Annotated in this window: 23 protein-coding genes; 12 read left to right on the forward strand and 11 right to left on the reverse strand. The window is 38.6% G+C overall.

The genetic code is table 11. The features are described from left to right. Together CDG55_RS14000 and CDG55_RS14005 are read right to left on the reverse strand one after the other, a co-directional pair. Entirely contained in the window at positions 1-789 is a 789-nt protein-coding gene (locus tag CDG55_RS14000) for a TorF family putative porin (protein WP_087536527.1), read from the reverse strand. Between the two features lie 335 nt (positions 790-1124). Further along, positions 1125-1937 (reverse strand): TorF family putative porin, encoded by an 813-nt coding sequence (locus CDG55_RS14005; protein WP_213066144.1) that lies wholly within the window; start codon positions 1935-1937, stop codon positions 1125-1127. Positions 1938-2661: 724 nt separating this feature from the next. On the opposite strand from CDG55_RS14005, the gene CDG55_RS14010 reads away from it, so the two are divergent. Continuing rightward, entirely contained in the window at positions 2662-3987 is a 1326-nt protein-coding gene (locus CDG55_RS14010; RefSeq protein ID WP_087536525.1) for an OprD family outer membrane porin, read from the forward strand. 105 nt (positions 3988-4092) lie between these two features. Here the strand turns inward: CDG55_RS14010 and ppa are convergent, their stop codons facing one another. After that, positions 4093-4620, reverse strand: coding sequence for an inorganic diphosphatase (gene ppa / locus CDG55_RS14015; protein ID WP_046737873.1), 528 nt, complete (start codon positions 4618-4620; stop codon positions 4093-4095). A 116-nt stretch (positions 4621-4736) separates the two neighbouring features. Continuing rightward, positions 4737-5135, reverse strand: coding sequence for an MAPEG family protein (locus CDG55_RS14020; protein ID WP_087536524.1), 399 nt, complete (start codon positions 5133-5135; stop codon positions 4737-4739). A gap of 151 nt (positions 5136-5286) precedes the next feature. Between CDG55_RS14020 and CDG55_RS14025 the strand changes: the two genes are divergently transcribed. After that, entirely contained in the window at positions 5287-5679 is a 393-nt protein-coding gene (locus CDG55_RS14025) for a hypothetical protein (RefSeq protein WP_087536523.1), read from the forward strand. Between the two features lie 83 nt (positions 5680-5762). Here CDG55_RS14025 and CDG55_RS14030 read toward each other — a convergent pair whose 3' ends face one another. The 5 genes from CDG55_RS14030 to CDG55_RS14050 form a co-directional block, all read right to left on the reverse strand. Beyond that, positions 5763-7442, reverse strand: coding sequence for an AMP-binding protein (locus tag CDG55_RS14030; protein ID WP_087536522.1), 1680 nt, complete (start codon positions 7440-7442; stop codon positions 5763-5765). A gap of 156 nt (positions 7443-7598) precedes the next feature. After that, positions 7599-9818 (reverse strand): DNA topoisomerase IV subunit A, encoded by a 2220-nt coding sequence (gene parC, locus CDG55_RS14035; RefSeq protein WP_087536521.1) that lies wholly within the window; start codon positions 9816-9818, stop codon positions 7599-7601. Positions 9819-9949: 131 nt separating this feature from the next. Beyond that, positions 9950-10594: a trimeric intracellular cation channel family protein gene (locus CDG55_RS14040; RefSeq protein ID WP_087536520.1), complete on the reverse strand. Its 645-nt coding sequence runs from the start codon at positions 10592-10594 to the stop codon at positions 9950-9952. 52 nt (positions 10595-10646) lie between these two features. Next, complete coding sequence (locus CDG55_RS14045) at positions 10647-11117, reverse strand: YchJ family protein (protein WP_087536519.1); 471 nt, start codon at positions 11115-11117, stop codon at positions 10647-10649. 84 nt (positions 11118-11201) lie between these two features. Continuing rightward, positions 11202-12785 (reverse strand): TerC family protein, encoded by a 1584-nt coding sequence (locus CDG55_RS14050; RefSeq protein ID WP_087536518.1) that lies wholly within the window; start codon positions 12783-12785, stop codon positions 11202-11204. A 326-nt stretch (positions 12786-13111) separates the two neighbouring features. Here CDG55_RS14050 and CDG55_RS14055 point away from each other — a divergent pair, with 326 nt between their 5' ends. Continuing rightward, positions 13112-13738, forward strand: a complete 627-nt coding sequence (locus CDG55_RS14055; RefSeq protein WP_087536517.1) for a TIGR00730 family Rossman fold protein — start codon at positions 13112-13114, stop codon at positions 13736-13738. Positions 13739-13793: 55 nt separating this feature from the next. On the opposite strand, the gene CDG55_RS14060 is transcribed toward CDG55_RS14055, so the two are convergent. After that, the gene (locus CDG55_RS14060) at positions 13794-15638 is read right to left on the reverse strand and encodes a choice-of-anchor I family protein (RefSeq protein WP_087536516.1); all 1845 of its coding nucleotides are present in this window, start codon (positions 15636-15638) and stop codon (positions 13794-13796) included. Positions 15639-15801: 163 nt separating this feature from the next. Between CDG55_RS14060 and mdtD the strand changes: the two genes are divergently transcribed. The 9 genes from mdtD to CDG55_RS14105 all read left to right on the forward strand — a co-directional run bounded on the left by mdtD (position 15802) and on the right by CDG55_RS14105 (position 24201). Beyond that, complete coding sequence (gene mdtD / locus CDG55_RS14065) at positions 15802-17199, forward strand: multidrug transporter subunit MdtD (RefSeq protein ID WP_087536515.1); 1398 nt, start codon at positions 15802-15804, stop codon at positions 17197-17199. A 157-nt stretch (positions 17200-17356) separates the two neighbouring features. Further along, complete coding sequence (locus CDG55_RS14070) at positions 17357-18118, forward strand: GH25 family lysozyme (RefSeq protein ID WP_087536514.1); 762 nt, start codon at positions 17357-17359, stop codon at positions 18116-18118. 1 nt (position 18119) lies between these two features. Continuing rightward, positions 18120-19175, forward strand: coding sequence for a DNA polymerase IV (dinB, locus tag CDG55_RS14075; RefSeq protein WP_171287564.1), 1056 nt, complete (start codon positions 18120-18122; stop codon positions 19173-19175). Between the two features lie 296 nt (positions 19176-19471). Continuing rightward, a complete protein-coding gene (gene creB, locus CDG55_RS14080) occupies positions 19472-20188 on the forward strand; it encodes a two-component system response regulator CreB (RefSeq protein WP_162620874.1) in 717 nt (238 codons plus the stop codon). A 38-nt stretch (positions 20189-20226) separates the two neighbouring features. Then, positions 20227-20526, forward strand: coding sequence for a hypothetical protein (locus CDG55_RS14085; RefSeq protein ID WP_087536511.1), 300 nt, complete (start codon positions 20227-20229; stop codon positions 20524-20526). A 58-nt stretch (positions 20527-20584) separates the two neighbouring features. After that, positions 20585-22012: a two-component system sensor histidine kinase CreC gene (gene creC, locus CDG55_RS14090; protein WP_265736135.1), complete on the forward strand. Its 1428-nt coding sequence runs from the start codon at positions 20585-20587 to the stop codon at positions 22010-22012. A 75-nt stretch (positions 22013-22087) separates the two neighbouring features. Next, positions 22088-23506, forward strand: a complete 1419-nt coding sequence (creD, locus tag CDG55_RS14095; protein WP_087536509.1) for a cell envelope integrity protein CreD — start codon at positions 22088-22090, stop codon at positions 23504-23506. 62 nt (positions 23507-23568) lie between these two features. Next, complete coding sequence (locus tag CDG55_RS14100; RefSeq protein WP_005163235.1) at positions 23569-23772, forward strand: hypothetical protein; 204 nt, start codon at positions 23569-23571, stop codon at positions 23770-23772. Positions 23773-23847: 75 nt separating this feature from the next. After that, positions 23848-24201: a RidA family protein gene (locus CDG55_RS14105; RefSeq protein ID WP_004659495.1), complete on the forward strand. Its 354-nt coding sequence runs from the start codon at positions 23848-23850 to the stop codon at positions 24199-24201. A 4-nt stretch (positions 24202-24205) separates the two neighbouring features. On the opposite strand, the gene CDG55_RS14110 is transcribed toward CDG55_RS14105, so the two are convergent. Next, positions 24206-24739, reverse strand: coding sequence for a DUF2726 domain-containing protein (locus CDG55_RS14110; RefSeq protein ID WP_087536508.1), 534 nt, complete (start codon positions 24737-24739; stop codon positions 24206-24208). Positions 24740-25003 lie beyond the last annotated feature (264 nt).

Consider the following 25003-nt stretch of genomic DNA (forward strand, 5'->3'; position numbering starts at 1 on the left):
TTAGAAAGCGTAACCTAAACCCAAAACAACTTTATTTTTTTGCTTTGTTTCATCACGAGTATAGCCACCGAAGATATAGTCTAGACTCCAAGTTGCACCAGTATTACCTAAAGGATGTGACAATCCAAGAGTTGCGTGACGGAAAGCAAAATCAGTTTTGGTGACATCTCCTGCTTTAGCTTGGTAAGCTAAATACTCATCATCATCACCATAATAATAGGCCGCAACTTGTGCTTTACCTGTAAATCCGCCAGCTAATTTAGGTGCATAAGTTGCCAAGAAATAGGTGTCACCTTTATTACCAAAAGTCACATTATTTAATAATGTCTGAGCAGTAATATTAAAGTCTTTGTAGCTCAGTCCGACAATTGTTTCATAACCCGTTGATTCCCAGCCTGGATAGTAATAATAAACAGTCCCACCAATTTGATAGCCCAAATCTTTTGTGATTTTTCCTTTGTATCCTGCATACAAATCATTTTCAAATGACTTCTTCTCTTCTTTTACATAAGTCGGTGAGGTATTAAAATCTGCATATGCAGCAGTTAAGGTCGAAAACCAGTATCCTAAATAGAATCCACTATCATGTGTATAATCAAGCCCACCTTGTACTGCAGGTGTATCACTTTCAGGTGAATTTGTCATACCACGTAGATTATAACTAGATACTACGTTTACATTGCCTGTAATCGTTCCTGGAAATGGTAGATTTGTTTCTTCAGCCAAACTTAAAGTTGATGCTGTAAATACCATCGCTAGAACTGTAGCTTTGCATGCAAATTTCATCATATTGATTTCCCCCATGATTTAGATATTCAACTGATTTATGTTCTAAATTGCATCATGATGAAATTTGCAAATGCTGTGCCAAAAGTAAGAACCAAATTAGAATTAAATATAAGCTATTGATTGTTATTATTTTTTAAAAATATTTATTTTATTCTTCTATTAATCTATCTACCTCCAACGATAAGAATGCGATAATAAAATGCATCTTTAAATATAGAGGCGCACATAATTAGCACCTATTCTGAATATAAAGTTTTCGCTTTTCTTTTCTAAGAATATATAAAAAAAGCCAGCATATAGGCTGGCTTTTTAAAGGTTTATAAATGTTTTTTAAATTAGAATGTTTTAGTCAAACTAAATAAAACACCTGTGTCATAAGGTTTTTTGTCATTATCACTCATACCTGAAGTACTTACATTTGTTCCAACAACATCAACTTCAGCGAGGATACCTAAGAAGTTATAATTTACGCCAACTTTGTAGTCGATATAATTATCATCTTCATGTGGACCACCAGCAACAATTTTTAGAGAATCTTTATTCTTTAATTTATTATACCCTACAGATGCTAAACCTGTTAAACCTGTGCTTGCAATTGGTGCTGAATAACCTAAGTTAAAATACCAAAAATCATCCGTTCTGCCCCAGTAATCAGGTGAATAATTCACGCCTACACTTAGAGCATCACCTGCTAATAATGTTTCAGGGAAAGTCAGCTTACCAAATACTTCTGTAAAAGCTAAACCTTTCTTACCATTATATCCATTTACAGCATTAGATTTAGAACCTATATATCCATAATGAATTACACCTACATCGTAGGTTGGTTTAATTTTATCTGTTAAGGCAAAACTATTAGTAAAACCTAATGTAGCGTCAGTTTCAGTTGAAACACCAGGAATACCGAAATCTACACTTGAACCCCAAAGTGCTAAATACGCACCTGAAGTATGTGAAAATGTAAATCCACCTTGAATCGCAGGATTATTCGAAGATTGTGTCACACCACGAAAACGATAATCTGTTACAGCTGAAACATTGCCCGATGCAGTAATACCATATAATGAAGGTTTATCTTCTGCCATAGCAAAAGTCGAAGTCACAGCAAAAATACTTAACGCGATCGCCTTACATGCAAATTTCATCATATTGATCTCCCCCATGATGGATATTCGACTGAATTTATGTTTTAAGTTGCATCACTATGTGAATAGCAAATGCTATGCCAACTTCTTTAAAGCACTATAAAACCTAGGTTTGATGTCACAGCTTTGTCATGAAATATATAAAGAGAATAAAAAAGGGCTATTTAAGCGTTTTAAAATAGATTTTTTGATCCATTTTTAAGCAGAAAATAAGATTAGTAATTAAACCGCACAAAAATAATGCAGCAATACTGCTCGACAATCGATCATTGTTAAACATTTGAAGTTTTGGCTTAAAAAGCGAGGAAATTCGCACAACATAAGTGCAACTTCTAAAAAACGAGCGCTTTTTGATACAAAACTTTTACCACTTATCGGGATGTCATTTTTTGCAAATCAACTCAATCATTTTTTAATCAATTACAAAATAACTCATTAAATTTGAAAAGAAATTATCAACATAGTCACATATTTTAAAAAGAAAATATCAAAAAATAATCAATTTTAATTACAGGAATTATATTGTATTTTTTATATAAAAAACAATTATCTAATTTTAATTCATCTATTTTTTATACAAGAATAAAAACAAAAAATCTTATCCTATTTTTGTGTAAATTTAATTAAAATATTTTAATAAAAATCTATCTTTTTTATGCATAACTTATACAATTGGTCAAAATTTCGATTCTGACCGAAATTAATCTTATTTATTATGAGACTACCTATGCCAAAGGCAAAGAAACTAACATTAGCGGTTTTGATTAATGCCGCATTGATCTCCTCAACATACGCAAGCGAACAAAGCGAAGCAAAAGGTTTTGTTGAGGATGCAAATGGTTCAGTATTGTTCCGCACAGGCTTTTTAAATCGTGATAAAAAAGACGGTTTAACAAATGACACAAGCTCAACTGCTCAAACTGCCATTTTTGATCTTCAATCAGGCTTTACAAAGGGTGTTGTTGGCTTTGGTGTTGGCCTAGTAGGTGATGCATCTTTCAAGCTTGGTGCGAATAATAATACGGGTAATCAAATGATTCCTGTAGATGATCGTGGATTTGCTTATGATCATTGGGCTCGTGGTGGTGCCAATGTGAAAGCACGTATTTCCAACACAACCGTGACTTATGGTACACAGGTGTCAACACTTCCTGTCATGGCAAGTAATCAAGCCCGTTTAGTGCCTGAGTATTACACAGGTGTTTTCATTGAAAGTAATGAAATTCCAAATCTAAATGTGGTTGCAGGTAAATTCACAAAAAACCAAATGTCAAACCAAATTAGTACCGATAAAGATGTGACAGGTCAAGGGCTTGATCGTGCAGTAGTTTGGGGTGCTAAATATAAATTTAATGATCAACTCAACTCATCGTATTATGGCTTAGATGTTCAAGATAAGTTAGAACGTCATTATGCTAATGTAAACTTTACCCAAAGCTTAAAAGACAAGAGTACCTTAACACTTGATGCCATGGGTTATCATACAAAATGGGATAAAGATGCACTCACTGATTCACATACCACAGATGATCTAGCAAACCGTAAAAACTCGATTTGGGCTGTTTCAGTGGGCTATGGCAAAGATGTACATAATGTCATGCTTTCTTATCAAGATAACACAGGTAATACTGGATATGACTATGGCTATAATGCTGATGGTTTACAAAGTATCTATGTCCCTAATTCCTATTTAGGTGACTTTAATGGTAATGATGAAAAATCTGTCGGGCTACAATATAACTACAACTTTAAAAATCACGGTTTACCTGGTCTAAACTGGACAACTGCATTTGTTTATGGTTGGGATATTGATATCGCTAAAATAACAGATCGCTCAAAAATCATTGACCAAGCTGAAGAACATGAGCTCTTTAACCAAGTCAAATATACAGTTCAAACAGGTACATTGAAAGATGCAAGCCTACGTGTTCGCTATTCTTACTTACGTTCAAGTGATACCTATAATAATGTTTCTGGTCAATATGTCAGCAATGTCATTGGCTCAACCAATGAATGGCGTTTGTTCCTTGATATTCCTGTGAAACTGTTCTAATTCACAGCTTTATTTAAGTCATAAAAAACCTCCATTGAATTGAATGGAGGTTTTTTTATCAGCTAGACTTTAAATCATAAAATCTAGCTGAATCTACTCAGAAAATTACTTCTTAGCAGCTTCGATTGCTTTCAATACTTCAGCTTTTGCAACGTCAGCACCTTCCCACCCGCTGATTTTTACCCATTTACCTGGCTCTAAATCTTTATAGTGAGCAAAGAAGTGCTCAACTTGGCTAATCAATAAAGGTGGAAGATCTGTATATTCTTTCACATCTTTATAGAGAGGAGATAACTTCTCATGTGGAACTGCGATGAGTTTCGCATCGATACCACCATCATCTTCCATTTTTAATTTACCCACTGGGCGGCAACGGATCACTGAACCCGCAGCAACAGGATGTGGAGTTACAACAAGTACGTCTAATGGGTCGCCATCTTCAGATAATGTATTTGGTACATAACCATAGTTAGCTGGGTAGAACATTGCTGTACCCATAAAACGGTCTACAAATAACGCATCAGAATCTTTATCGATTTCGTATTTGATTGGCGCTGCATTTGCAGGAATCTCAATGATGACATAGATGTCATTTGGTGCGTCTTTACCCGCAGGAATATTGCTATAACTCATATCAACACTCGTTTATCTTGTGAACTTAGATGTAAATCCAACAGATTATAGCGTGAATACCATAAAAATGATGCTAGATATGCTGAGCGTTAATGAATTTTATACTCAATATCGATTTAGGTCAGTTTAATCGTAATCACAAACAGTAAAATTGGACAAAATATTGAAAAAAACCAAATAATCGAACGTAAAGTAGCTAGATTCGCTAAATAACAGATGCCATAAATAATGCGAAATATAATATACGCCCAGCCTAAGCTGAGAATAAATTTCTCAGGCACAACCATATATTCAGCCATTAAAATTGCAGCGATAAATAAGGGCAAACTTTCAAAACTATTCTGTTGTACTGCATTGGCTCTTGCAGCTAGACCTGTCGTTTTCGCCAAAAAATCACGCGGATTCTGATTATCCTTTGCTTGGAAGCCACCTTTTGCTTTTGCAATTAAGGTAAAAACATATGGCAATAAACACGCAACGATAAGAATCAATATAATGCCGCTAATACCTTGCATGCTGATATCCATCATTTGAAGTTCTTGTGATCATGCTATCATAACTTATAATTTATCAAACTTTCATTTGTGCTTGTTCAACAAGCACTGCTTTTATATATTCTGCTAGTTTTAAAAGTAGTTTTCTTTGATTCAATCTCAAGGTCATGTTATGCCAGCTCAAGATCAAAACAAATTGTTTGATGTTCTTGCTCAACAACGACAGCATCAGCTTTTAGTTGACCGCATTCTCAAAGTAGTGTTGCCCATCATCGCATTTCTACTCAGCGTGATTTGTGCAAACCTCAATTGGCAATCAACTTTGGGGACTTTCGCGATTCTCACACTTGCATTTTATGCAGTTGGAATTAAAAGGCTCACACTTTGGCATTGGCTAACGATAGTTGTTCTCTACGTTTTTGCGGACAATTACTTCAGCTTTAATGGAATTGACCCAATTCGGTTACGTTTTCAACTTGCGACCATGCTTGTATTTGTCGGCATTGTTGGGATTGGACGGCCTTATATTGATCGTTGGTTGATGAAATCAAATAATACTCAATAAGCTCAAATAAAAAAAACGCCACAATTGTGGCGTTTTTTATTTCCAATAGCTCCCTTATTTTAAACGGAGGCTAAGTGAAATTCTTAAGCTGGTTTACGTAAATCTTTACGTAAGATCTTACCTACGTTCGATTTTGGTAGATCATCCATAAACTCAACATAACGTGGGCATTTATAGCCTGTTAAGTTTTGTTTTGCATAAGCAATAATTTCTTCAGTTGTTAATGAAGGATCTTTTTTCACGATGAATAATTTAGGCACTTCACCTGATTTTTCATCTGGCACACCAATCGCAGCAACTTCCAATACTTTTGGATGCTTCGCAATCACTTCTTCAATTTCACTCGGGTAAACGTTAAAGCCTGAAACTAAGATCATATCTTTTTTACGGTCTACAATTTTGAAATAACCGCGTGAATCCATGACACCAACATCACCCGTACGGAAGAAACCGTCTTTGGTCATGACTTTCTCAGTTTCATCAGGACGATTCCAGTAGCCTTTCATTACCTGTGGGCCACGAATCGAAATTTCACCCTGCTCACCAAATGCCACTTCGTTACCATCATCATCAAGTAAAGCAACTTCAGTCAATGGTAATGGGATACCAATCGTGCCGCTAAACTCAGTCGTTGCAGGAGGGTTTGCTGTTGCAACTGGTGAAGTCTCAGACAAGCCATAACCTTCAATGATGATGGTGCCTGTTACTTTTTTCCACGCTTCAGCAGTCGATGGCAATACCGCCATACCACCACCCATTGCCATCTTCAATTTGCTATGGTCAAGCTGTTTGAATTCTTCGTTGTTCACTAAGGCATTAAACAAGGTGTTTACTGCTGGGAAGAAAGAAGGTTGGTATTTACGTAATTCGCCAACGACTGCTGGTAGGTCACGTGGGTTCGGAATCAAGATATTCGCTTGACCTTTATACATACCGTAAAGCGCGCACACCATGAATGCAAAGATGTGATAAAGCGGTAACGCACACACGATACGATCATCTTTAGAACCGTCACCTGTGCCAAATTTACTTGAGAAAATACCATCACATTGTAATAGGTTAGAAACCAAGTTACGGTGTGTTAACTCAGCACCTTTAGAAACACCTGTCGTACCACCTGTATATTGCAGTACAGCAGTATCGCTTAAGGTCAAACTTGGACGTTTATAATTGCTTGGATTTGCTTTACCTAACGCTGCATTAAATTTAACGTGGCCAGGAATATTCCATGCTGGAATTTGTTTACGTACTTTACGTAAAACGAAGTTTACAATCGTACCTTTCAGTGTACCGAGCATGTCACCGACAGAAGCAACCACAACATGCTTCACTGGTGTTTTACCAATAATGCTTTGATAAACACTAGCAAAGTTTTCGATGATTACAAGAGCTTCTGCCCCAGAGTCATTTAACTGATGCTCAAGCTCACGTGAAGTATAAAGTGGGTTTACATTGACCAATACTAAACCTGCACGGAATACACCTAGAGCAACTACTGGATACTGGAATACGTTCGGCATCATCACCGCAACGCGCGATCCTTTTTTCAAGCCCAGACCTTGCAGGTAGGTGGCAAATTTACGGCTGGCGACTTCTAATTCATTATACGTTAAAACTTTATCCATGAAGATAAAGGCATCACGTGAACCAAATTTTTGGAAATTGCGTTCAAAAATATCAACAAGTGAGGTGTTTTCAGCAGGCAGCGCAACTGTTTCTGGGATTCCTGTCTTTTGGTATTCTGCAAACCAAATTTTTTCCATAATGCCATTATCTCCGAGTAGTAATCCTTAAAAATGTAACGACGTTACTTTCCATGACAAAACTTTTTTTTAACTTTTGGAATTGCCCTGTCAATCTATTCAAATAATATGAATACCTTGTCATATATAACGTATTTTTATCACAGAATACTAGCCTTATCTCTGAATGAGGAGTCTATTTGCTTTTTGATATCCCCGTGGTAAAAGTTGCCCCTTTGTTGCTCTTTTTCCTATATATTTTTGGAGATCATCCCCTTTCAGTTTTAGGTGTTGTTGTCCTGCAGCGACTTGGATTATTTCATCTAAACTCAGTGTTGTCATGGATAAAATTTGCTCTTTTTCATCAAGTTGTATCAACTTGTTACCTTTACCTTTATTCAGAACAGGTAATTCAGCCAAATCTATGATCAATAAGCGCCCTGATGAACTGAGAATTGCAACATGTGTGGCTTGTTGAATTGGCAATAAAGGTAAAGCGGTTGCATTGTCTGCAACTGTCAAAAAGGCTTTACCTGCTTTCGCATTGGTATCTAACTGCGCCGCTTGCGTTTTAAATCCATATCCGTTTGAACTGACTGCAAGTAACTCATTACTGTCCTCATCAACAAATACTTGAATAAATGACACGCCGCTGGCTGGTGCAAGCTTTGAGCTCAATGGCTCACCCAAACCACGCGCCGATGGCAAGCTGCTGATTGGCAAGGCATAGCTACGCCCCGTTTCATCAAGGAAATACACCCGTTGATTGGTTTTCCCAACTGCATGGCTTAAATACTGGTCACCCGCGCGATAATTCAGGTTGGCCGCATCAACCTCAGCACCTTTGGCAGCACGTACCCAGCCTGCTTCTGACAAGACCACAGTTACTGTTTCCGCAGGCATTAAATCTTGCTCTTTGATTTGTACCGCATCTGCACGTTTCACAATCGGTGAACGACGATCATCACCGAACTTTTTCGCGTCTTCTTTTAACTCACCAATAATTAAATTCTTCAATGATTCAGGATTTGCAAGTTGCTCGCGAATAATCGCTGCTTTTGCTTCCAGTTCTTCTTGTTCACGGCGGATTTCCATTTCTTCAAGTTTAGCCAAATGACGAAGCTTGAGCTCCAAAATTGCCTCAGCCTGAATATCATCAATCCCAAAGTGCTGCATCAAAACAGGTTTTGGTTGATCTTCTTCACGAATAATCCGAATTACAGTATCAATATCTAAATAAGCAATTAAAAGGCCTGCCAAAATATGCAAACGTTTTTCAATTTTATTTAAATGATATTGCAAACGACGTGTTACGGTTTGCTTACGGATCTCAATCCATTCCAACAAAATACGGCGAATCGATTTGACTTGAGGACGACCATCTGCACCAATCATATTCAAATTAACGCGATAGCTTGATTCTAAATCAGTGGTCGCAAATAAATGGCTCATCACCGTTTCAGCATCTACACGATTAGAACGCAATACAATGACTAAGCGTGTTGGATTTTTATGATCTGATTCATCACGAATATCTGCCACCAAAGGCAACTTTTTCGCAATCATTTGATCTGCAATTTGCGTGACGACTTTTGAACCTGAAACTTGATAAGGTAGCTCAGTAATCACAATCTCATTTTTTTCGACCGTATACACTGCACGCGCACGATAGCTACCACGCCCTGTAGTTTGGATTTTCAGTAATTCTTCTGGTGGCGTAATAATTTCAGCTTTGGTCGGTAAATCGGGTGCTGGAATATATTCTGCTAATTTTTCATCAGTGGTTTCAGGGTTACGAATCAGCGCAATCGTACCTTTGACTACTTCACGTAAGTTATGCGGTGGAATATCAGTTGCCATCCCCACTGCAATGCCCGTCGTACCGTTCAGTAGGATATTGGGAATCCTTGCAGGCAAAGTAATCGGTTCTTTCATCGAACCATCAAAGTTATCTTGCCATTCACTCGTTCCTTGCCCAAGCTCACTCAGTAATAATTCACTATAAGCAGACAATTTGGCTTCGGTATAACGCATTGCAGCAAATGACTTAGGGTCATCAGGTGAACCCCAGTTGCCTTGACCTTCAATCAATGGATAACGGTAGCTGAATGGCTGTGCCATCAATACCATCGCTTCATAACAGGCTAAATCACCATGTGGATGATATTTACCTAACACGTCACCGACTGTACGTGCCGATTTCTTCGGTTTGCCTGTCGATTTTAAGCCCAACTCGCTCATCGCATAAACAATACGGCGTTGTACAGGTTTTAAACCGTCACTGATATGCGGCAATGCACGATCCATAATCACGTACATGGCATAGTTTAAATAAGCTTGTTCTGTGAATTCAGCTACGGAGCGGTTTTCGGTTGCATGATGTGCAAGGCTGGTCATTTCAGCGAGTCATATAAAAAATTTACTTAATGTTATCGTAAATGCCCTTGCGCTGCTATAACCGCAGCTCATATGCGGAGAAAGCATTGTGACAAGTCTTTGTTGTTGTTTATGCGTCAAGTGGTGTCTTGTCAATGCTCATCCGTCGAAGATGCAGACTCAGCATCATCTTCCTTATAAATAAATTTTGGCATTTCCAGACCAAAATAAATTGCAATCACGCGCAAGGTGAAACCAAACACCAAGGTAAAAATTACGGTAAGGTCATGTGGTAGTCCAACCTCTAGACAGACCCAATAACAAATCACGGCAACAAAGGAAATACTGGCATACAGCTCACGACGGAACACTAGTGGCACATCATTACACAAGATATCGCGCAAAATACCCCCCGATACCCCTGTTAAGACCCCAGCCACGGCGGAAACCACAAAACCATGCCCCATCGACAAGGCAATTTGACAGCCAATGATGGTGAAACCAATTAATCCCATGGCGTCAAGCAATAAGAACACACTACGTAAATGTTTCATCCACTTGGCGATAATAATGGTGACAAACGCTGCACAACAAGTCAGAACCAAATATTCAGGATGTTTGACCCACGTTAAAGGATAATGGCCTAGTAAAACATCTCGAACTGAACCACCACCTAAAGCAGTCACACAAGCAATCAGTGTTACCCCAAACCAGTCCATACTACGTCGTCCTGCTGATAACGCCCCTGTCATCGCTTCCGCAGTAATAGCAATAATATAAATCACGGTGAGTAACATCTGCCGACATCCCTAAATCAGGCATCAAAGTGTGCGCTATTTTAAGGCAAACTTAGATGAATTGCGCACAACATTGTTTAAATTTTTTCCCTGAACCGCAAATACAGGGTTGTTTCATGGTGATTTGCAGATCCAAGGTTGGATCAAGAAAATACCAGTGCTGCTGATGCAAAACAAAATGAGAGATTTCATGATGAACATGTTGCTGTTTTCCATCATGGTAATGGGCCTTGAATTCTACCAAGGCATGGGTTTTATCCAGTTTTGGCTGGTGCTGCACGACTTCTAATTTTAGCCACTGATTGGATTGACTCCAATCTGCAATCGCATCTCGATCCAAACCGGTTTGCTGCCCCAAAGCGGTGGTTTCCAAAATATAATCAATCTGTTGTAAAGCAAAAGCACTGTAACGCGAACGCATTAATTGCTCTGCATTTTGAGCAAATTGTTGTTTCAAATGCAAAGGTTGGCAACATGTTACATATAGCCCACTTCCACATGGGCAATTCTCTGTCAATGTCATTTCAATACTCAAATAAAAATAGCCTTGAGCAAAACGACCGTAATCACGATCGTAAAACTCAGAGGCTATTTAAAACAAACTTAATTATGTATCGGCTAACTTTTCTTTGGCAATAATACGCACTTTTTCAATTTTGTGCCCATCCATTGTAACAACTTCAAAGCGATAGCCATCAGCTTCAACCATTTCCCCATTTTCAGGTAAACGACCTAAATGGAATAACACATAACCAGATAAAGTTGAATATTCTTCACTTTCATCAACCAGATCTTTACCTAATAACAGTGATACATGGCGAATGTCCGTTGAACCTTCTAATAACATTGAACCATCATCCAAACTGGCAGCCACAGCTTCCAATTCGTCTTCATCAGGGAACTCACCTGCGATCGCCTCTAATACATCTATCGGCGTTGCAATTCCCTCGATAGAACCGTATTCATTTAAAACGATGGCTATTTGCAACGGCGCTTGACGTAACTGTTCCATCACCATCAGGACTTGGGCATTTTCATGTACAATCACAGGTTCACGCAGATGTTTACTGAAATCAATCGTTCCTGTTTCAATGTATTCATTGAGAATTTTATGGGTCAGTACCACACCCTCAATATTATCCAGTTCACCCCGTGCAATGATCAGGCGTGAATGGGTCATTGCCATCAAACGCTCTTTCAATTCGGCTGGGTCAGCATCAAGGTCCAGCCATTCCAATTCAGGACGTGGTGTCATCACCGATTTTACTGGACGTTCAGACAAGCCCAATACGCCCTGTACCAGTACACTGTGGTAAACACCATTATCTTCGTCAAACACTTCTTTGGCATAGGCTTGAGTCGCTAAAACGTCTTCAGCTTCTTTATTTTGGCCTTCACTACCATTACCTTTACTGCCCAACATACGTAATACTGCAGAAGCTGTGCGATAACGTAAATCAGTCGTCGTCACCAATTTCTCTTGATTACGGCGCATGGTCTGATTCACGATTTCGACTAAGACAGAGAAACCTATCGCAGCGTACAAGTAACCTTTCGGGATATGGAAACCAAAGCCCTCAACCACTAATGAGAAACCGATCATCATCAGGAAACCAAGACACAGGATCACCACGGTTGGATGCTTATTGACGAAATCCATCAGCGGTTTGGATGCCCAAAGCATAATACCAACAGCAATAATCATTGCCAGCATCATGACACTTTGATGCTTCACCATACCAACTGCAGTAATCACACTGTCTAAAGAAAAGACGGCATCTAAAACGACAATCTGAACAATCACCATCCAAAAAGTCGCATGTACAGGATTTTCTTCTTTCAGTGTTTGGTGACCCTCGATTCGTTCATGTAACTCCATCGTACCTTTGAAGAGTAAGAACACACCACCAAACAGCAAAATCAGGTCACGACCAGAAAAGGCATGGTCAAAAATATGGAACAGTGGTTCAGTTAGAGTCACAACCCATGCAATTGCAGCAAGCAATCCTAGACGCATGATTAAGGCGAGAATCAAACCAACTCTACGAGCAGCATTACGTTGTTCTGGTGGTAATTTTTCTGCCAAGATTGCAATAAATACTAGGTTATCAATACCTAGTACGATTTCAAGCACCACCAATGTGGCTAAGCCAACCCATGCAGCAGGATCAGACATCCATTCAAAAATCATTGATGTGACTCCTCTGCAAAATCAGCAATATCGTTATGAAGTTGAAATTTTAAAAGGTCGGCACAAATAGCCAAAACATTTTTTTTAGGAAATAAGAACAAAGCGGAGCGACAACAACCACTACTCATAGAGGTACATAAATTAATAAAAGGATTTTCAGTATAGGCAAGATTGCAGTGAAATTCATCTTTTTTATGTGCTTGTTGTTTTCAAATTTTTTCTAAAATTCATGATATTGTTTTGTACGTAAAGTGTGCATAAAACTGTCATAAAAGTCATTTAACCTAGACAAGCATAATGAAAATGATAAGGTGAAAATAAACCGAATGAATAGTGTATTTAGAATGACAGATAAAAAAACCATTTCTTCTACTCCCAGAAAAACCACCCAATCTCTGATTGCGTTATATTGCGGTTCTCGTACAGGTAACAAACCCATTTATCGAGATAAAGCCATCGAACTTGCTCAACACATCGCGAATCAAGGTCTTGGAATTGTCTATGGCGGGGCAAGTATTGGCTTAATGGGTCAAGTTGCAGATACTGTACTCGAACATAGCGGTGAAGTAGTCGGTGTAATTCCTGAGTTTATGTTGGACTATGAAATTGCACACAATAAATTAACAGAGCTTCATATTGTTGAAACCATGCATGAACGTAAAGCATTGATGGCAGAACGTGCCAGTGCTTTTATTGCTTTACCTGGTGGTTTGGGTACTTTTGAAGAGATTTTAGAAATAGCGACTTGGGGCCAACTCAATCAGCACCAAAAACCGATGATTATTTATAATGTTAATCGTTTTTATGATGCCTTGATTGCTCAACTAGATCATGCTGTTGAAGAAGGATTTTTACCTCCTCAACATCGTGCCAAAGTGATTATTTGTGATTCGCTTGAACAAATTACCAATGTAATTAAAAATTTGAATAGTCCTACACGTATCGAAGTTTAAAATACTCAGCATAAAAAAAACGGATCAAATTGATCCGTTTTTTTATGCTCAGAGTTTATTGAAGATTAACTTGGTAAACAGCCGTTGAACCACTGACTTCATTACCAACCACGAGTAATGGCTTGCCATTTGGGGAGTCTTTTGCAGAGACAAAAATCAACCCCTCAGGTCCTAAATCACCCTGCTGCGCAATATCTGTTTCTACAAAGTTACGGGTCGTAAAATATTCAATAAACTTAGGTTTATTCGGCGTGGTGATGTCATACGCCATGATGCCACTCATACGTTCCAAACCAATAAAAGCAAAGGTTTTCTTCCCGATTGTCCCCACAGTAATACCTTCTGGTTCTGGACCTTTGGCAGCACTTCGCTTATCAAAAGTGACTTCTTCATGATCACTATTAAAGTATTTAGGAAATAACTCTGCTATTTTCTTTTCAAATTCGCTGCCCGAATCCCAAACAAGTTGACCTTGGGTATTCCAGATACTAAATGAACGTGCACCATAGGCATAGAGTTTGTCATAAACCAGATAACCATCTGCATCCAGTTTTGGTGAACCGTCTTGATTCACTTGGTATCCTTTGGTCCACGTCACTTTTAAACGACCTAATTGACTATCTTCACGACACCCTTTTGCATCTGTTGCCGTTGCGCCACAATAACCAAAAGTTGATGAATTTAATCGTGCACCTTTTACGCCTACAGCGATTTTCTGTAAATGCGCTGGATACTCATCTTTGACTTTATTGGTAAAACCACTACTCTTAAACAGATCTTTAACGCGAATTTCTTCTACAAAGCCCTTACTGGTATCACCACCAAAATATGCCTCAGCATCTTTTAACCAAGCGCGTGAATCCCCTTCATTGGCAGTCACCAAATAAGTTTGTCCATTCACCTGATAGTTCGCAATCGAATCTGGTTGATACATTCCCACTAAACCTGCCCACGGTTTGATATTGATCATTCCCTTATCTTTATCTTTGGTATCAATAACACCATCACCATTACAATCTGTTTTTGGATCACAATCCCGATCGCTCACATCTAAAGCATTCTCAACCAAACTATGGTCTTTATAGCCTAATGGATAAATATCGGTGACTTTCTGTTGTGTGATATCTATTCTCGCAATTGCATTATTTTCTTGTAACGTGACCCAAGCGGTTTTGCTGTCTGCTGAAATGGTTATATATTCAGGTTCTAAATCTTGAGCAACGCTGGCATTTGGACCAAAGATACGTACTCCTTTGGCCAATAAATCTGACTTTTGATTATTCCATGCACTAAAACCTGCCACACTGGCTTTAGGTTGTTGGATATTGCTGATATCAATAATGCTGATTGAACCTTCAGGATCAACCGAATAATCATCATTCGGTTCTGCTTCATTTGCGACTAAAACCGTTTTAGCATCTGGACTAAAAGTCAGCATATCAGGTAAAGCACCCACACTCACTTTGCTAATAAAACTGAGATCTTTGGCATTAAAAAACACCACCATTCCGGTATCCGTTTTATTCTCAGCTTGTACTGCAATCGCAACAATGCCATTTTTCACAGCAACACTATTTACTTCAGAATTTGCTAAATACGTTCGTGCTGAAAGCTCTGCAATGTGTACAGGCTGTGCTGGTTTAGATGCATCTAGAACATCGACTAAACCTTTTTGTGCATTGACTACAAATAAGCGTTTACTTGCCGCATCATACGCAGGAATCTCAGCTGCACTTTTAACAAACACCTTGGTTTCATAACGCCCTAACAAACTTAACTTCATTGTTTCAGGCGTTGCTTCTACAACCTCTGTTGAGCTCGTAGCGTTATCATTCTCATTACAGGCAACCAACCCGACAGACAACAATGTTGTCAATAAAACTGAAATCTTAAATTTCATCATCAAATTCCATACCCTTATTTTGTATGGTTAATTTAGTGATTTGAGATGCAAGTTCGATGACACTTTAATGTCAGTTCCATGACCACTCTTTGACAATTTTGGTCTTTATTTCCAATAGGCTTGCATTAAACTAGAACCGATTTCTTATGTGTCAGAACTCATGACCACGACAACACACCAAGCTGTACAGCCCGAATTTCGATGGTTGGTCATATTGGTTTCGATTGGCTTTTTTATGCAAGCCTTAGACACCACCATCGTGAATACTGCAATACCAGGCATGGCGATTCAACTGAATGAAAACCCATTACAAATGCATAGTGTGATTGTCGCCTATGTATTATCTGTTGCAGCCTGTATTCCCTTGAGTGGTTGGTTAGCCGATCGTTTTGGGATTCGTAATATTTATCTCAGCTCTATGGTGATTTTCAGCTTGGCCTCATTGGGATGTGGCTTATCGCAAAACCTAGAACAACTGTTGTTTTTCCGTGTGATTCAAGGTATCGGCGGCGCCTTATTGATGCCTGTAGGCCGTTTAGCTTTATTAAAGCTAATTCCACGCTCCCAATTTCTTTCAGCCATGAGTCTCATGAGTTTGGCAGGGCTAATCGGTCCACTGATGGGACCTACATTAGGCGGTTGGTTAGTTGAAGTCGCAACATGGCATTGGATTTTTCTGATTAATCTTCCGATGGGTATTCTCGGTATGATCATGACATTTAAGATCATGCCCAATCAAAAAGAGCCGACGGTGAAAACTTTCGATTTCAGCGGTTTTATCTTATTGATGGTCGCAATGGTCGGTTTATCCTTAGGCATTGAAAATATGGCCTCCTCACAATATTCAAATCTTGTGAGTATCAGCTTATTGTTGATTGGTATCATTGCCACGGTTAGCTATGCCTATCATGCGCACACCCATCAAAATGCGCTATTTCATGGGCGTCTATTCCGTTACAAAATCTTCTCGATCGGTGTATTAGGTAATTTCTTCGCACGTTTGGGCAGCAATGCTATTCCTTTTATTTTACCTTTGATGTTACAAGTTGCCTTTGGCTTTGAACCTTTTATTACAGGATTAATGATGATTCCATTGGTCTTGGGTTCATTATTTTCGAAACCAATTATTCGTCCATTAATTCAACGTGTAGGGTATCGTCGTTTTCTACTCACCAATACCATCTTGGTCGGATTATGTATTGCGAGCTTCTCATTCATGACAGCAGTGACTCCACTGTGGTTGAAAGTCTTACACTTGTTTATTTTTGGTACATTAAATTCGCTACAGTTTGTAGGCATGAATACGCTCACTCTCAAGGACTTGCCACAACACGATGCCAGCAGCGGTAATAGTTTCTTATCAATGATTATGATGCTGTCTATGAGTATTGGGGTCGCAATGGCAGGCACACTGATTAATCTATTCAGTCAGCACTTTTCAACGACATCAATGAGCAGTGCTTTCCATGCCACATTAATTACACTGGGTTGTATTAACCTCATTACTGCAATCATCTTTTGGCAGATCCCAAAAGAAACTACGGATGAGTCTCCATAAGAGAATGTCTAGGATTACTCTCAATACATCATGTAAATTTGTGGAACAATTGAGCCATCAGATGATCAATCTAAAAGCTAAACCGAGTACAATCTCTGCATGATCAATACTGTAAATCTAGCACTCAACTCGATATTGCATAGTACAAAACCTCATTATGGCAAAGAAAATACCGAAGTATCCACTCTCTCAGCATTATCCAGCACTGACTAGTATTGCTTTAACAGTGATGCTCGGTATCGTCAGTTATTTTGGACTGTTCTATCAACAAAAAGCCGTAGCACAAGATTATTCAATCCGTGGATTTGATGTATCGCATCATCAAGGTGAGATTAACTGGAAAAAGATCTCTCCGATGCAATACCAATTCGTGTATCTCAAAGCCACCGAAGGTGGCGATTTCAAAGATCAAAATTTTCAGCAGAATTGGCTCAAAGCACGTGAAAGAGGTTTACATGTCGGTGCGTATCATTTCTACCGTCTCTGCCGTGATGGCACCGTTCAGGCTGAAAATTTTATCGCTACTGTGCCAAAGAAAGCAGATGCCTTACCACCTGTGATTGATCTTGAATATGACAGTAATTGCATTAATACCTATACCAAAGAGCAGCTACTCAAAGAAATTCAGATCATGAATGATCAACTCCATAAACATTATGGCAAACAACCTATTTTTTATATTTCCAAGACTTTTTACCACATTGTTTTGATGGGTAATTTTAGCAATACCCCATTATGGGTGAGGGATTATGAGGGTAAACCTGAATTAAAAGATGGCCGAAAATGGCTCTTTTGGCAACATAGCCAAAGTGGAAAGATAGAGGGTATTCCAAAACCTGTTGATCTAAATGTCTATGCAGAATCGCCAAAACAGTGGCGAATCTTTTTAAAACAACAAGGCATCGTAGATGCCAAGTGAACTGCGCAAAATCATCCATATTGATATGGATGCCTTTTATGCATCGGTTGAACTCAGAGAGCGCCCTGATCTCAAAAACTTGCCTGTGGTGATTTCATCACACCACCCTCGTGCTGTAATTGCTGCAGCATCCTACCCCGCTCGTGTCTTTGGTCTGCGCTCGGCGATGTCGATGGGGCAAGCCAAAAAACTCTGCCCACAGGTTATCGTGATTGAGCCTAATTTTGAAAAATATCGTGAAGTCTCAGCTCAAATTCATCAAATTTTCCAACAATACACTCCTCTGATTGAACCCTTATCTTTAGATGAAGCTTATTTGGATGTCACTGAAAACTTAAAGAATATTCCTAGTGCGACTGAGGTCGCTGCACACATTCGTGCTGATATTTTTGCAGTAACAGGACTCACTGCGTCCGCTGGGGTAGCTCCCAATAAATTTTTGGCAAAGATCGCCTCTGATTGGAACAAACCTAATGGTTTATTTGTGATAAAACCCCATCAGGTACTCAATTTTATTCAGGATTTAGCCCTCAATAAAATTCCAGGGGTCGGTAAAGTCACTCAAGAAAAATTAAGTCAACTGAATTTACACACGCTCGGTGACCTACAAAAAATAGAAGAAAATATACTTATTCATCATTTTGGCAAATACGGAAAACAGCTGTATTTATATGCTCAAGGGATTGATCATCGCCCTGTAAAAGCAGAACGGGAGCGCCAACAAATATCAAAAGAGATCACTTTTGATGATGATTATACACTTGAACAATGTCATCACACTTGGCAGCCCCTAGCTGGGCAAGTATGGCGTAGTCTAAATAAAAAACAATTAACTGCTCGAGGAGTCAATGTAAAACTTAAACTTAAAAATTTTCAGGTTTTACAACACAGTAAAAGCTTCAAACAAGCGCTACAATCTGAACAAGACTTAGCACAAGTCATCTTTCAACTACTGAATGAAATGCATATTGACCCGACTTTTCAATTCCGCTTAGCCGGTGTTGGCGTCTATCAATTACAACCCATGCAACAAGAATCTCAACTTTCTTTGTGGTAGTGGCGTTTTTTTACACAAAAGCATATCCCAAACTAAAATTTATGTTTGCTTTTTATGCGGTTTTCAGTACTCTAGGCGGCGCGGTAACATTATCCTTGTTGCTTGCCCTTGCTAAAGAAATCCTCGCTTTTAGCATTTGCTCCTGTGGTTAGCGTGACGATCAAATCCGAATATTACAGGGCACTTCAGGTGTCCTTTTCTTATTTATCTTTTATAAAAATTCTCAACATTAGTTCTCTCGATCCAGACTTCAGTTAAACTAACATCATAAAATTAGAAAATATTGATTACTGATCATTATGAATCAAAAACAAATTCTCTGTATTGAAGATGAAGCTGCCATTGTATTACCACTACGTTATGCGCTTGAACGTGAAGGATGGAGTGTCAGTTGGGCAAATACAGGAACGCAAGCACTCGAATTACTCTCTCAACAGACTTTTGATTTTATTATTTTAGATGTAGGTTTACCTGATCTCAATGGTTTTGAAGTCTGCAAACAACTGCGTCAAAAATATCAAACACCTTTATTATTTTTAACTGCTCGCGATGATGAAATTGATCGGGTTGTCGGTTTAGAAATCGGTGCTGATGATTATTGTACTAAGCCCTTTAGCGCACGAGAAATTGTGGCACGAATTAAAGCCATTTGGCGTAGAATGGAAGTACAAACGCAAAATATTCCATCACAACCACCAATCACACCAACAGAAATTACTTTGCAATCTGCTACGTGGATATGCAATCCACAATCCCTACAAATTCAATATCATGGGCAAATGCTGCAACTGACGCGATATGAATATCGTTTGTTGTTTTTACTAATTCAACATCCAGAACAAGTGTTTAGTCGTCAGCAACTCATGGATCATATTTGGGAACATCCTGAGCATAGTTTAGAACGGACAGTGGATACTCATATCAAAAGTCTAAGGCAAAAACTTAAACAAATTACCCCCGATGATCCTATTCGAACGCATCGAGGGTTTGGGTATAGTTTGGTACAGGCTTAAAATACGGTTTCAATACTGCAAATACAGACAATACTAGAATGAAAGAAAAGATTGATATGCATGATTGGTCACTTATCTCCATTCATGTAGATTGGATTCAATCAAATCTGAAAGTTCAGCTCAGAAATAATCAATCTGAAGATGTCACACTCATTGCTGAAAAATTTAAAAACTTTCATATTGCTAATCACAATGAATGGGGTAAAAGTATCTCTATCAATCAAATTTTAGATTTCTCTATTTTAGAAAATGGCAATTCACGGATAATCATCGAAATACAATCAGGTGATCTATTCGAGATTGAAGCAAAGAAAATAACACTTCCCTTCATATCCTAAATTTTGATGTCATCATAATATGTCTATCTTTATCCGCATTTGGTTTTTCTTTAGCTTGGTGGTGGTACTGAGTCTCAGCTTTATTGCCTATACCCTGACTCAACAAGTCAAACCCAATGTACGACAAGTGGTCGAAGACACGCTCGCGGAAAATGCCAATATTATTGCGCAACTCATTGCCGAAGATGTTCATCAACAACAAGTAAATACCCCTGAGTTCGATCAGAAGATTCAAGCTGCTTTATCACGTCAACTTGATGCCACGATTTGGCAACATAAAAAAGATCAAATTAACCAACAGCTTTATATTACAGATCAGCATGGTATCGTCATTTATGATTCAGAAAAGAAAGCAGTTGGACAAGATTATTCTAAATGGAATGACGTTTACTTAACCCTACGTGGCAAGTACGGCGCACGCTCTACTGCAACCGATCCTAATGACCGAAATAGTAGTGTCATGCACATTGCTGCACCAATTATCTATCAACAACAATTACTCGGTGTGGTGAGTATTGGTAAGCCTAATCAATCCGTACAACCTTATATTGAACGTGCCGAACAACAACTCATTCATCAAGCACTTTGGATCGCAGCACTCAGCTTATTACTTGCCAGCATGGTGGCTTATTGGCTTAAACATAGTATTGATAGAGTACGACGCTATGCCCAAGCACTTGCGCCTGTGAATCAAGCACCGTTTTTCTATTCGGCCAAAGAACTAAATCAAGTGACCCAAGCCCTAAGTGACATGCGGGAAAAGTTGGAAGATCGTGCCTACGTCGAAAATTATGTCAATACGCTTACTCATGAGTTGAAAAGCCCACTAACTGCCATTCAAGCCAGTGCAGAATTATTACAGGATGATCTACCTTTAGAAGATCAACAGCAATTTGCAACACATATTGTGCAACAAGGTCAGCGTCTACAGTCCCTAATTGAACGCATGCTATTACTGACACGACTTGAAAAAAATCAGCATGTTTTAGAATTTCAAATGCTCAATCTAAGCGCACTGATTCAACAATGTTTTCAGCAACAACAAAGTGTATTACAGCGTAAACGAATACAGCTAAGGCTTGATCTTCCTGAATATTGCTCAATTTTTGCTGACCCATTTTGGTTAAAACAAGCCCTCAACAATCTATTGGATAATGCGAGAGATTTCTGCCCTGAACAAGGTTTGATTGCCGTTCAATTGAAAGAGCATAGCATTACGAACAGTATTGAAATTTCCTTGTTTAATGAAGCTGAAGCGATTCCTGAATACGCCTTAAAGCGTGTTTTTGAGACTTATTTTTCGCTGCCACGTCCACATAATCAACAACGAAGTACAGGAATTGGTCTTAGTATCGTGCAGCAAATTATTCAACAACATCAAGGCAAAATTAGCATTCAAAATATCTCAGCTAACGCTCCCAATTTCTTAGAAAATCATCGTTCTGGCGTACTGGTCACTCTGAAACTTCATACAAACTTCACATAAGCTTCAAGCGGAACTCATCCGAAGTGCATCTCGATTCGGAATACTTGTCATATCACAATGACAATGGATTCCACCATGCGCCGTAATTTTATTTATCTGAAAATAGCAGCAATTCTGTTCCTGATTTTGGTTTTTTATATTGGTCTTTTCTTTATTTCCAACTTGGTGACGGAACGTCAAAGCTACCAACAACAAGTGATTCGTGATATTGCCCATGAACAAATTCGACCACAACAAGTCATTGCACCTTACTTAAAACTTCCTTATCAACTTCAAACCACATGTACCAATGAAGAAAAGAAGACCTATGATTGTACTCAAACCGTTTTTATTAGTTTAGGGGCAGAAACAACAGACTGGACAGCACAATTTGACGTATCAGACAGCACTTACAAGCGTAATATTTATAAAGCCATCAGCTATCAAAATACGATGTCTGGTAAAGGGATATTTAAAGCGGTCGGCAATGAATCTCAACGCAACTATCTTTGGGATCAGGCTGAAATTATTTTCCCAATTCAGGATGCACGCGGGTTAAATGCCAAACCCATGTTTAATATTGATGGCAAAGCCTATAAATTCGATTTTGCTGAACAAAGCCAAGGTCAGCAAGGCTTTGATTTGATGCATATCACAGCAAAGCAATATCCTGAGTTAGTCCAAAAATTTCAACAAGGATTTCTATTTAGTCTGCAATTCAAACTAGAAGGGCTGAGTGAATTTCGCTTTATTCCAACCAGTTATGAAATGACCTATCACGCAACAGGCAATTGGGGTGATATCAAATATGATGGGCAAAGTCTACCGTTTAAGAAGTCCAGCAAGAAACAAGAATTTTCAGCTGATTGGAAAAATATCGCTCTAGGTAAGCGTAATTTAGACAGTGTTTCGAAGTGTGAAAACAGCCAATGCATTTATGATGTGTTAAATAATTCAGGCGCTGCAACGGCGGCACTCGAAGCACGTGCTGCTGATAATGTAACATCCTACGCTACAACCACGTTATCGAATATCTCAGGGATTTCTACTCAGTTTTTAGAACCCGTCAATATCTATACCCAAACTGATCGTGCCATTAAATACGGCATCATGATCATTATTATTACCTTTGGGTGCTTCTTCTTATTCGAGGTCTTAAAAAGCCTTAAAATTCACCCTGTCCAATATGCGTTAGTCGCTATGGCACAAGGCGTGTTCTTTGTCTTATTACTTTCAATCAGCGAATATTATGCTTTTGCATGGGCTTATCTAGTCGCTGTAGTTGCCTGTATCAGTTTAATTACATGGTATTTGTACTTTGTTGTTCAAGGTTATAAAGCAGCATTCCTATTTGGTCTTTTGCTGAGTACGCTATACGGCATGATGTATCTACTTCTGCAATCTAGCGGTAAAACCTTCTTATTCGGTTCTATTCTTTCCTTCATTCTTATCGCCTGCGTCATGTTTATTACTCGTCATGTCAATTGGTATCAATCAGAACAACAAACCATATAAATCGAGTTGGGCGTAACTCTCATTTCGCCCAAGCACTAAATCATATTGATAGGAATAAAATGATGTACCAAACGACTTATTTAGCGTTAAAGCAACTTAAACAGCTATGCCCTTTACATAGCTCGATTGCAAGCTGTCTGAATCAATTACGACAAGCCAAAATCCAGTTTTTGAATCTGGGAAATATTATTATTTGCCCACAACAACGCTGCATTTTGATTTTCAAACATCGTAACTTAATGGAAATAGAAACTTTTTTCGCCTGATTTATAGAAAATTACATTGCAGCTGAATGGCATCAAGTACAATTCTAGCTATCCATTTTCATTAGGTAATTCTTTATGACTGTGCAAAGACTACATGTCACTTCACGTTATTGCGAAGTCGCAATTTCAGGAAATCTAGTTCATTTGGCAGGTCAACTGGCAGATGATACCAGTGTCGATGTTACTGCACAGACACAACAAACTTTAGATAATATCGATCGTTTACTCGCAGAAGCAGGTACAGACAAAACGCATATTTTATCTGTACTTATTTTTCTAAAAGACATTGAACAAGATTATGCAGCAATGAATGCGGTTTGGGATGCATGGATTGCTGAAGGTCATCCCCCAGCACGTACCTGCGTAGAGTCTAAACTGTATACGCCAGATGTTTTGGTTGAAATGACCGTGACAGCAGTACGTCCATAATCAATTAAGATGATTTTGCTGCTAGAACATTATATTTCATAACTCGTTCCGTTTGCGGCATTGTGGTTGCTGTGATTGAAACAGGCATGATCGGTTCAAATAGATCAGGAACTAAGTTCTCACGTAACTCTTGCTCCGTTGGAATATTGCTATAGCGCAATACTCGATAACCCGCTAATTCTAATAAGCTGTCTTGATAATGCTTTTGATGCAGACGATTCACATATGACTCGTATGCAATCTCAATAATTGCAAGCACTTGATGTTGCTGATCAAGTACGACAAAATCAGCAACTAAACCTTGATACTTACGACGCGTATGTGCAAATTTTGTCGTTAATAGCGCATCAAAAGAAACATGCGCCAAAATCGTATGACGAGGTAATACAGCTTGTAAACGCATCAAGGTAATTTGCTCAGAAATATTGAGAATACCACGGCGTTTTAATGGACTATCTTGACGCCGATTAGGATGTAGACGTCGAAACACAAGTGCTGTAATCAACAGCAATCCAACTATTGTTATGAAATAATACATTTCTAACGAATCCCTTTAGATTTTTTATAATCATTTTGGCTTTGAGCCATTTTTTTAATCAGTAACAACGATAGTTAAAGTCATTTTAGCAGTGTAACTTAAATTTTTTTAATCGTGTTTCACTCGTCGACCAAAGTCGTAAAAGCATCCTGCATCTATATTTATAATCATCAGTAGGCAAATATTCAAGCGGATATTGTCAGTATATGTTTCGATAAATTGCACTTTTATAACCAGATTGTGACTACCCTACCATTTATGTAT

Origin of the sequence: Acinetobacter sp. WCHA45 (assembly GCF_002165255.2) — a bacterium.
Classification (GTDB): domain Bacteria; phylum Pseudomonadota; class Gammaproteobacteria; order Pseudomonadales; family Moraxellaceae; genus Acinetobacter.

Coding starts and splice junctions, on each gene's coding strand:
- CDG55_RS14000 (WP_087536527.1), bottom strand. CDS start 789: ATGATGAAATTTGCATGCAAAGCTACAGTTCTAGCGATGGTATTTACA.
- CDG55_RS14005 (WP_213066144.1), bottom strand. CDS start 1,937: ATGATGAAATTTGCATGTAAGGCGATCGCGTTAAGTATTTTTGCTGTG.
- CDG55_RS14010 (WP_087536525.1), top strand. CDS start 2,662: ATGCCAAAGGCAAAGAAACTAACATTAGCGGTTTTGATTAATGCCGCA.
- ppa (WP_046737873.1), bottom strand. CDS start 4,620: ATGAGTTATAGCAATATTCCTGCGGGTAAAGACGCACCAAATGACATC.
- CDG55_RS14020 (WP_087536524.1), bottom strand. CDS start 5,135: ATGCAAGGTATTAGCGGCATTATATTGATTCTTATCGTTGCGTGTTTA.
- CDG55_RS14025 (WP_087536523.1), top strand. CDS start 5,287: ATGCCAGCTCAAGATCAAAACAAATTGTTTGATGTTCTTGCTCAACAA.
- CDG55_RS14030 (WP_087536522.1), bottom strand. CDS start 7,442: ATGGAAAAAATTTGGTTTGCAGAATACCAAAAGACAGGAATCCCAGAA.
- parC (WP_087536521.1), bottom strand. CDS start 9,818: ATGACCAGCCTTGCACATCATGCAACCGAAAACCGCTCCGTAGCTGAA.
- CDG55_RS14040 (WP_087536520.1), bottom strand. CDS start 10,594: ATGTTACTCACCGTGATTTATATTATTGCTATTACTGCGGAAGCGATG.
- CDG55_RS14045 (WP_087536519.1), bottom strand. CDS start 11,117: ATGACATTGACAGAGAATTGCCCATGTGGAAGTGGGCTATATGTAACA.
- CDG55_RS14050 (WP_087536518.1), bottom strand. CDS start 12,785: ATGATTTTTGAATGGATGTCTGATCCTGCTGCATGGGTTGGCTTAGCC.
- CDG55_RS14055 (WP_087536517.1), top strand. CDS start 13,112: ATGAATAGTGTATTTAGAATGACAGATAAAAAAACCATTTCTTCTACT.
- CDG55_RS14060 (WP_087536516.1), bottom strand. CDS start 15,638: ATGAAATTTAAGATTTCAGTTTTATTGACAACATTGTTGTCTGTCGGG.
- mdtD (WP_087536515.1), top strand. CDS start 15,802: ATGACCACGACAACACACCAAGCTGTACAGCCCGAATTTCGATGGTTG.
- CDG55_RS14070 (WP_087536514.1), top strand. CDS start 17,357: ATGGCAAAGAAAATACCGAAGTATCCACTCTCTCAGCATTATCCAGCA.
- CDG55_RS14085 (WP_087536511.1), top strand. CDS start 20,227: ATGAAAGAAAAGATTGATATGCATGATTGGTCACTTATCTCCATTCAT.
- creD (WP_087536509.1), top strand. CDS start 22,088: ATGCGCCGTAATTTTATTTATCTGAAAATAGCAGCAATTCTGTTCCTG.
- CDG55_RS14100 (WP_005163235.1), top strand. CDS start 23,569: ATGTACCAAACGACTTATTTAGCGTTAAAGCAACTTAAACAGCTATGC.
- CDG55_RS14105 (WP_004659495.1), top strand. CDS start 23,848: ATGACTGTGCAAAGACTACATGTCACTTCACGTTATTGCGAAGTCGCA.
- CDG55_RS14110 (WP_087536508.1), bottom strand. CDS start 24,739: ATGTATTATTTCATAACAATAGTTGGATTGCTGTTGATTACAGCACTT.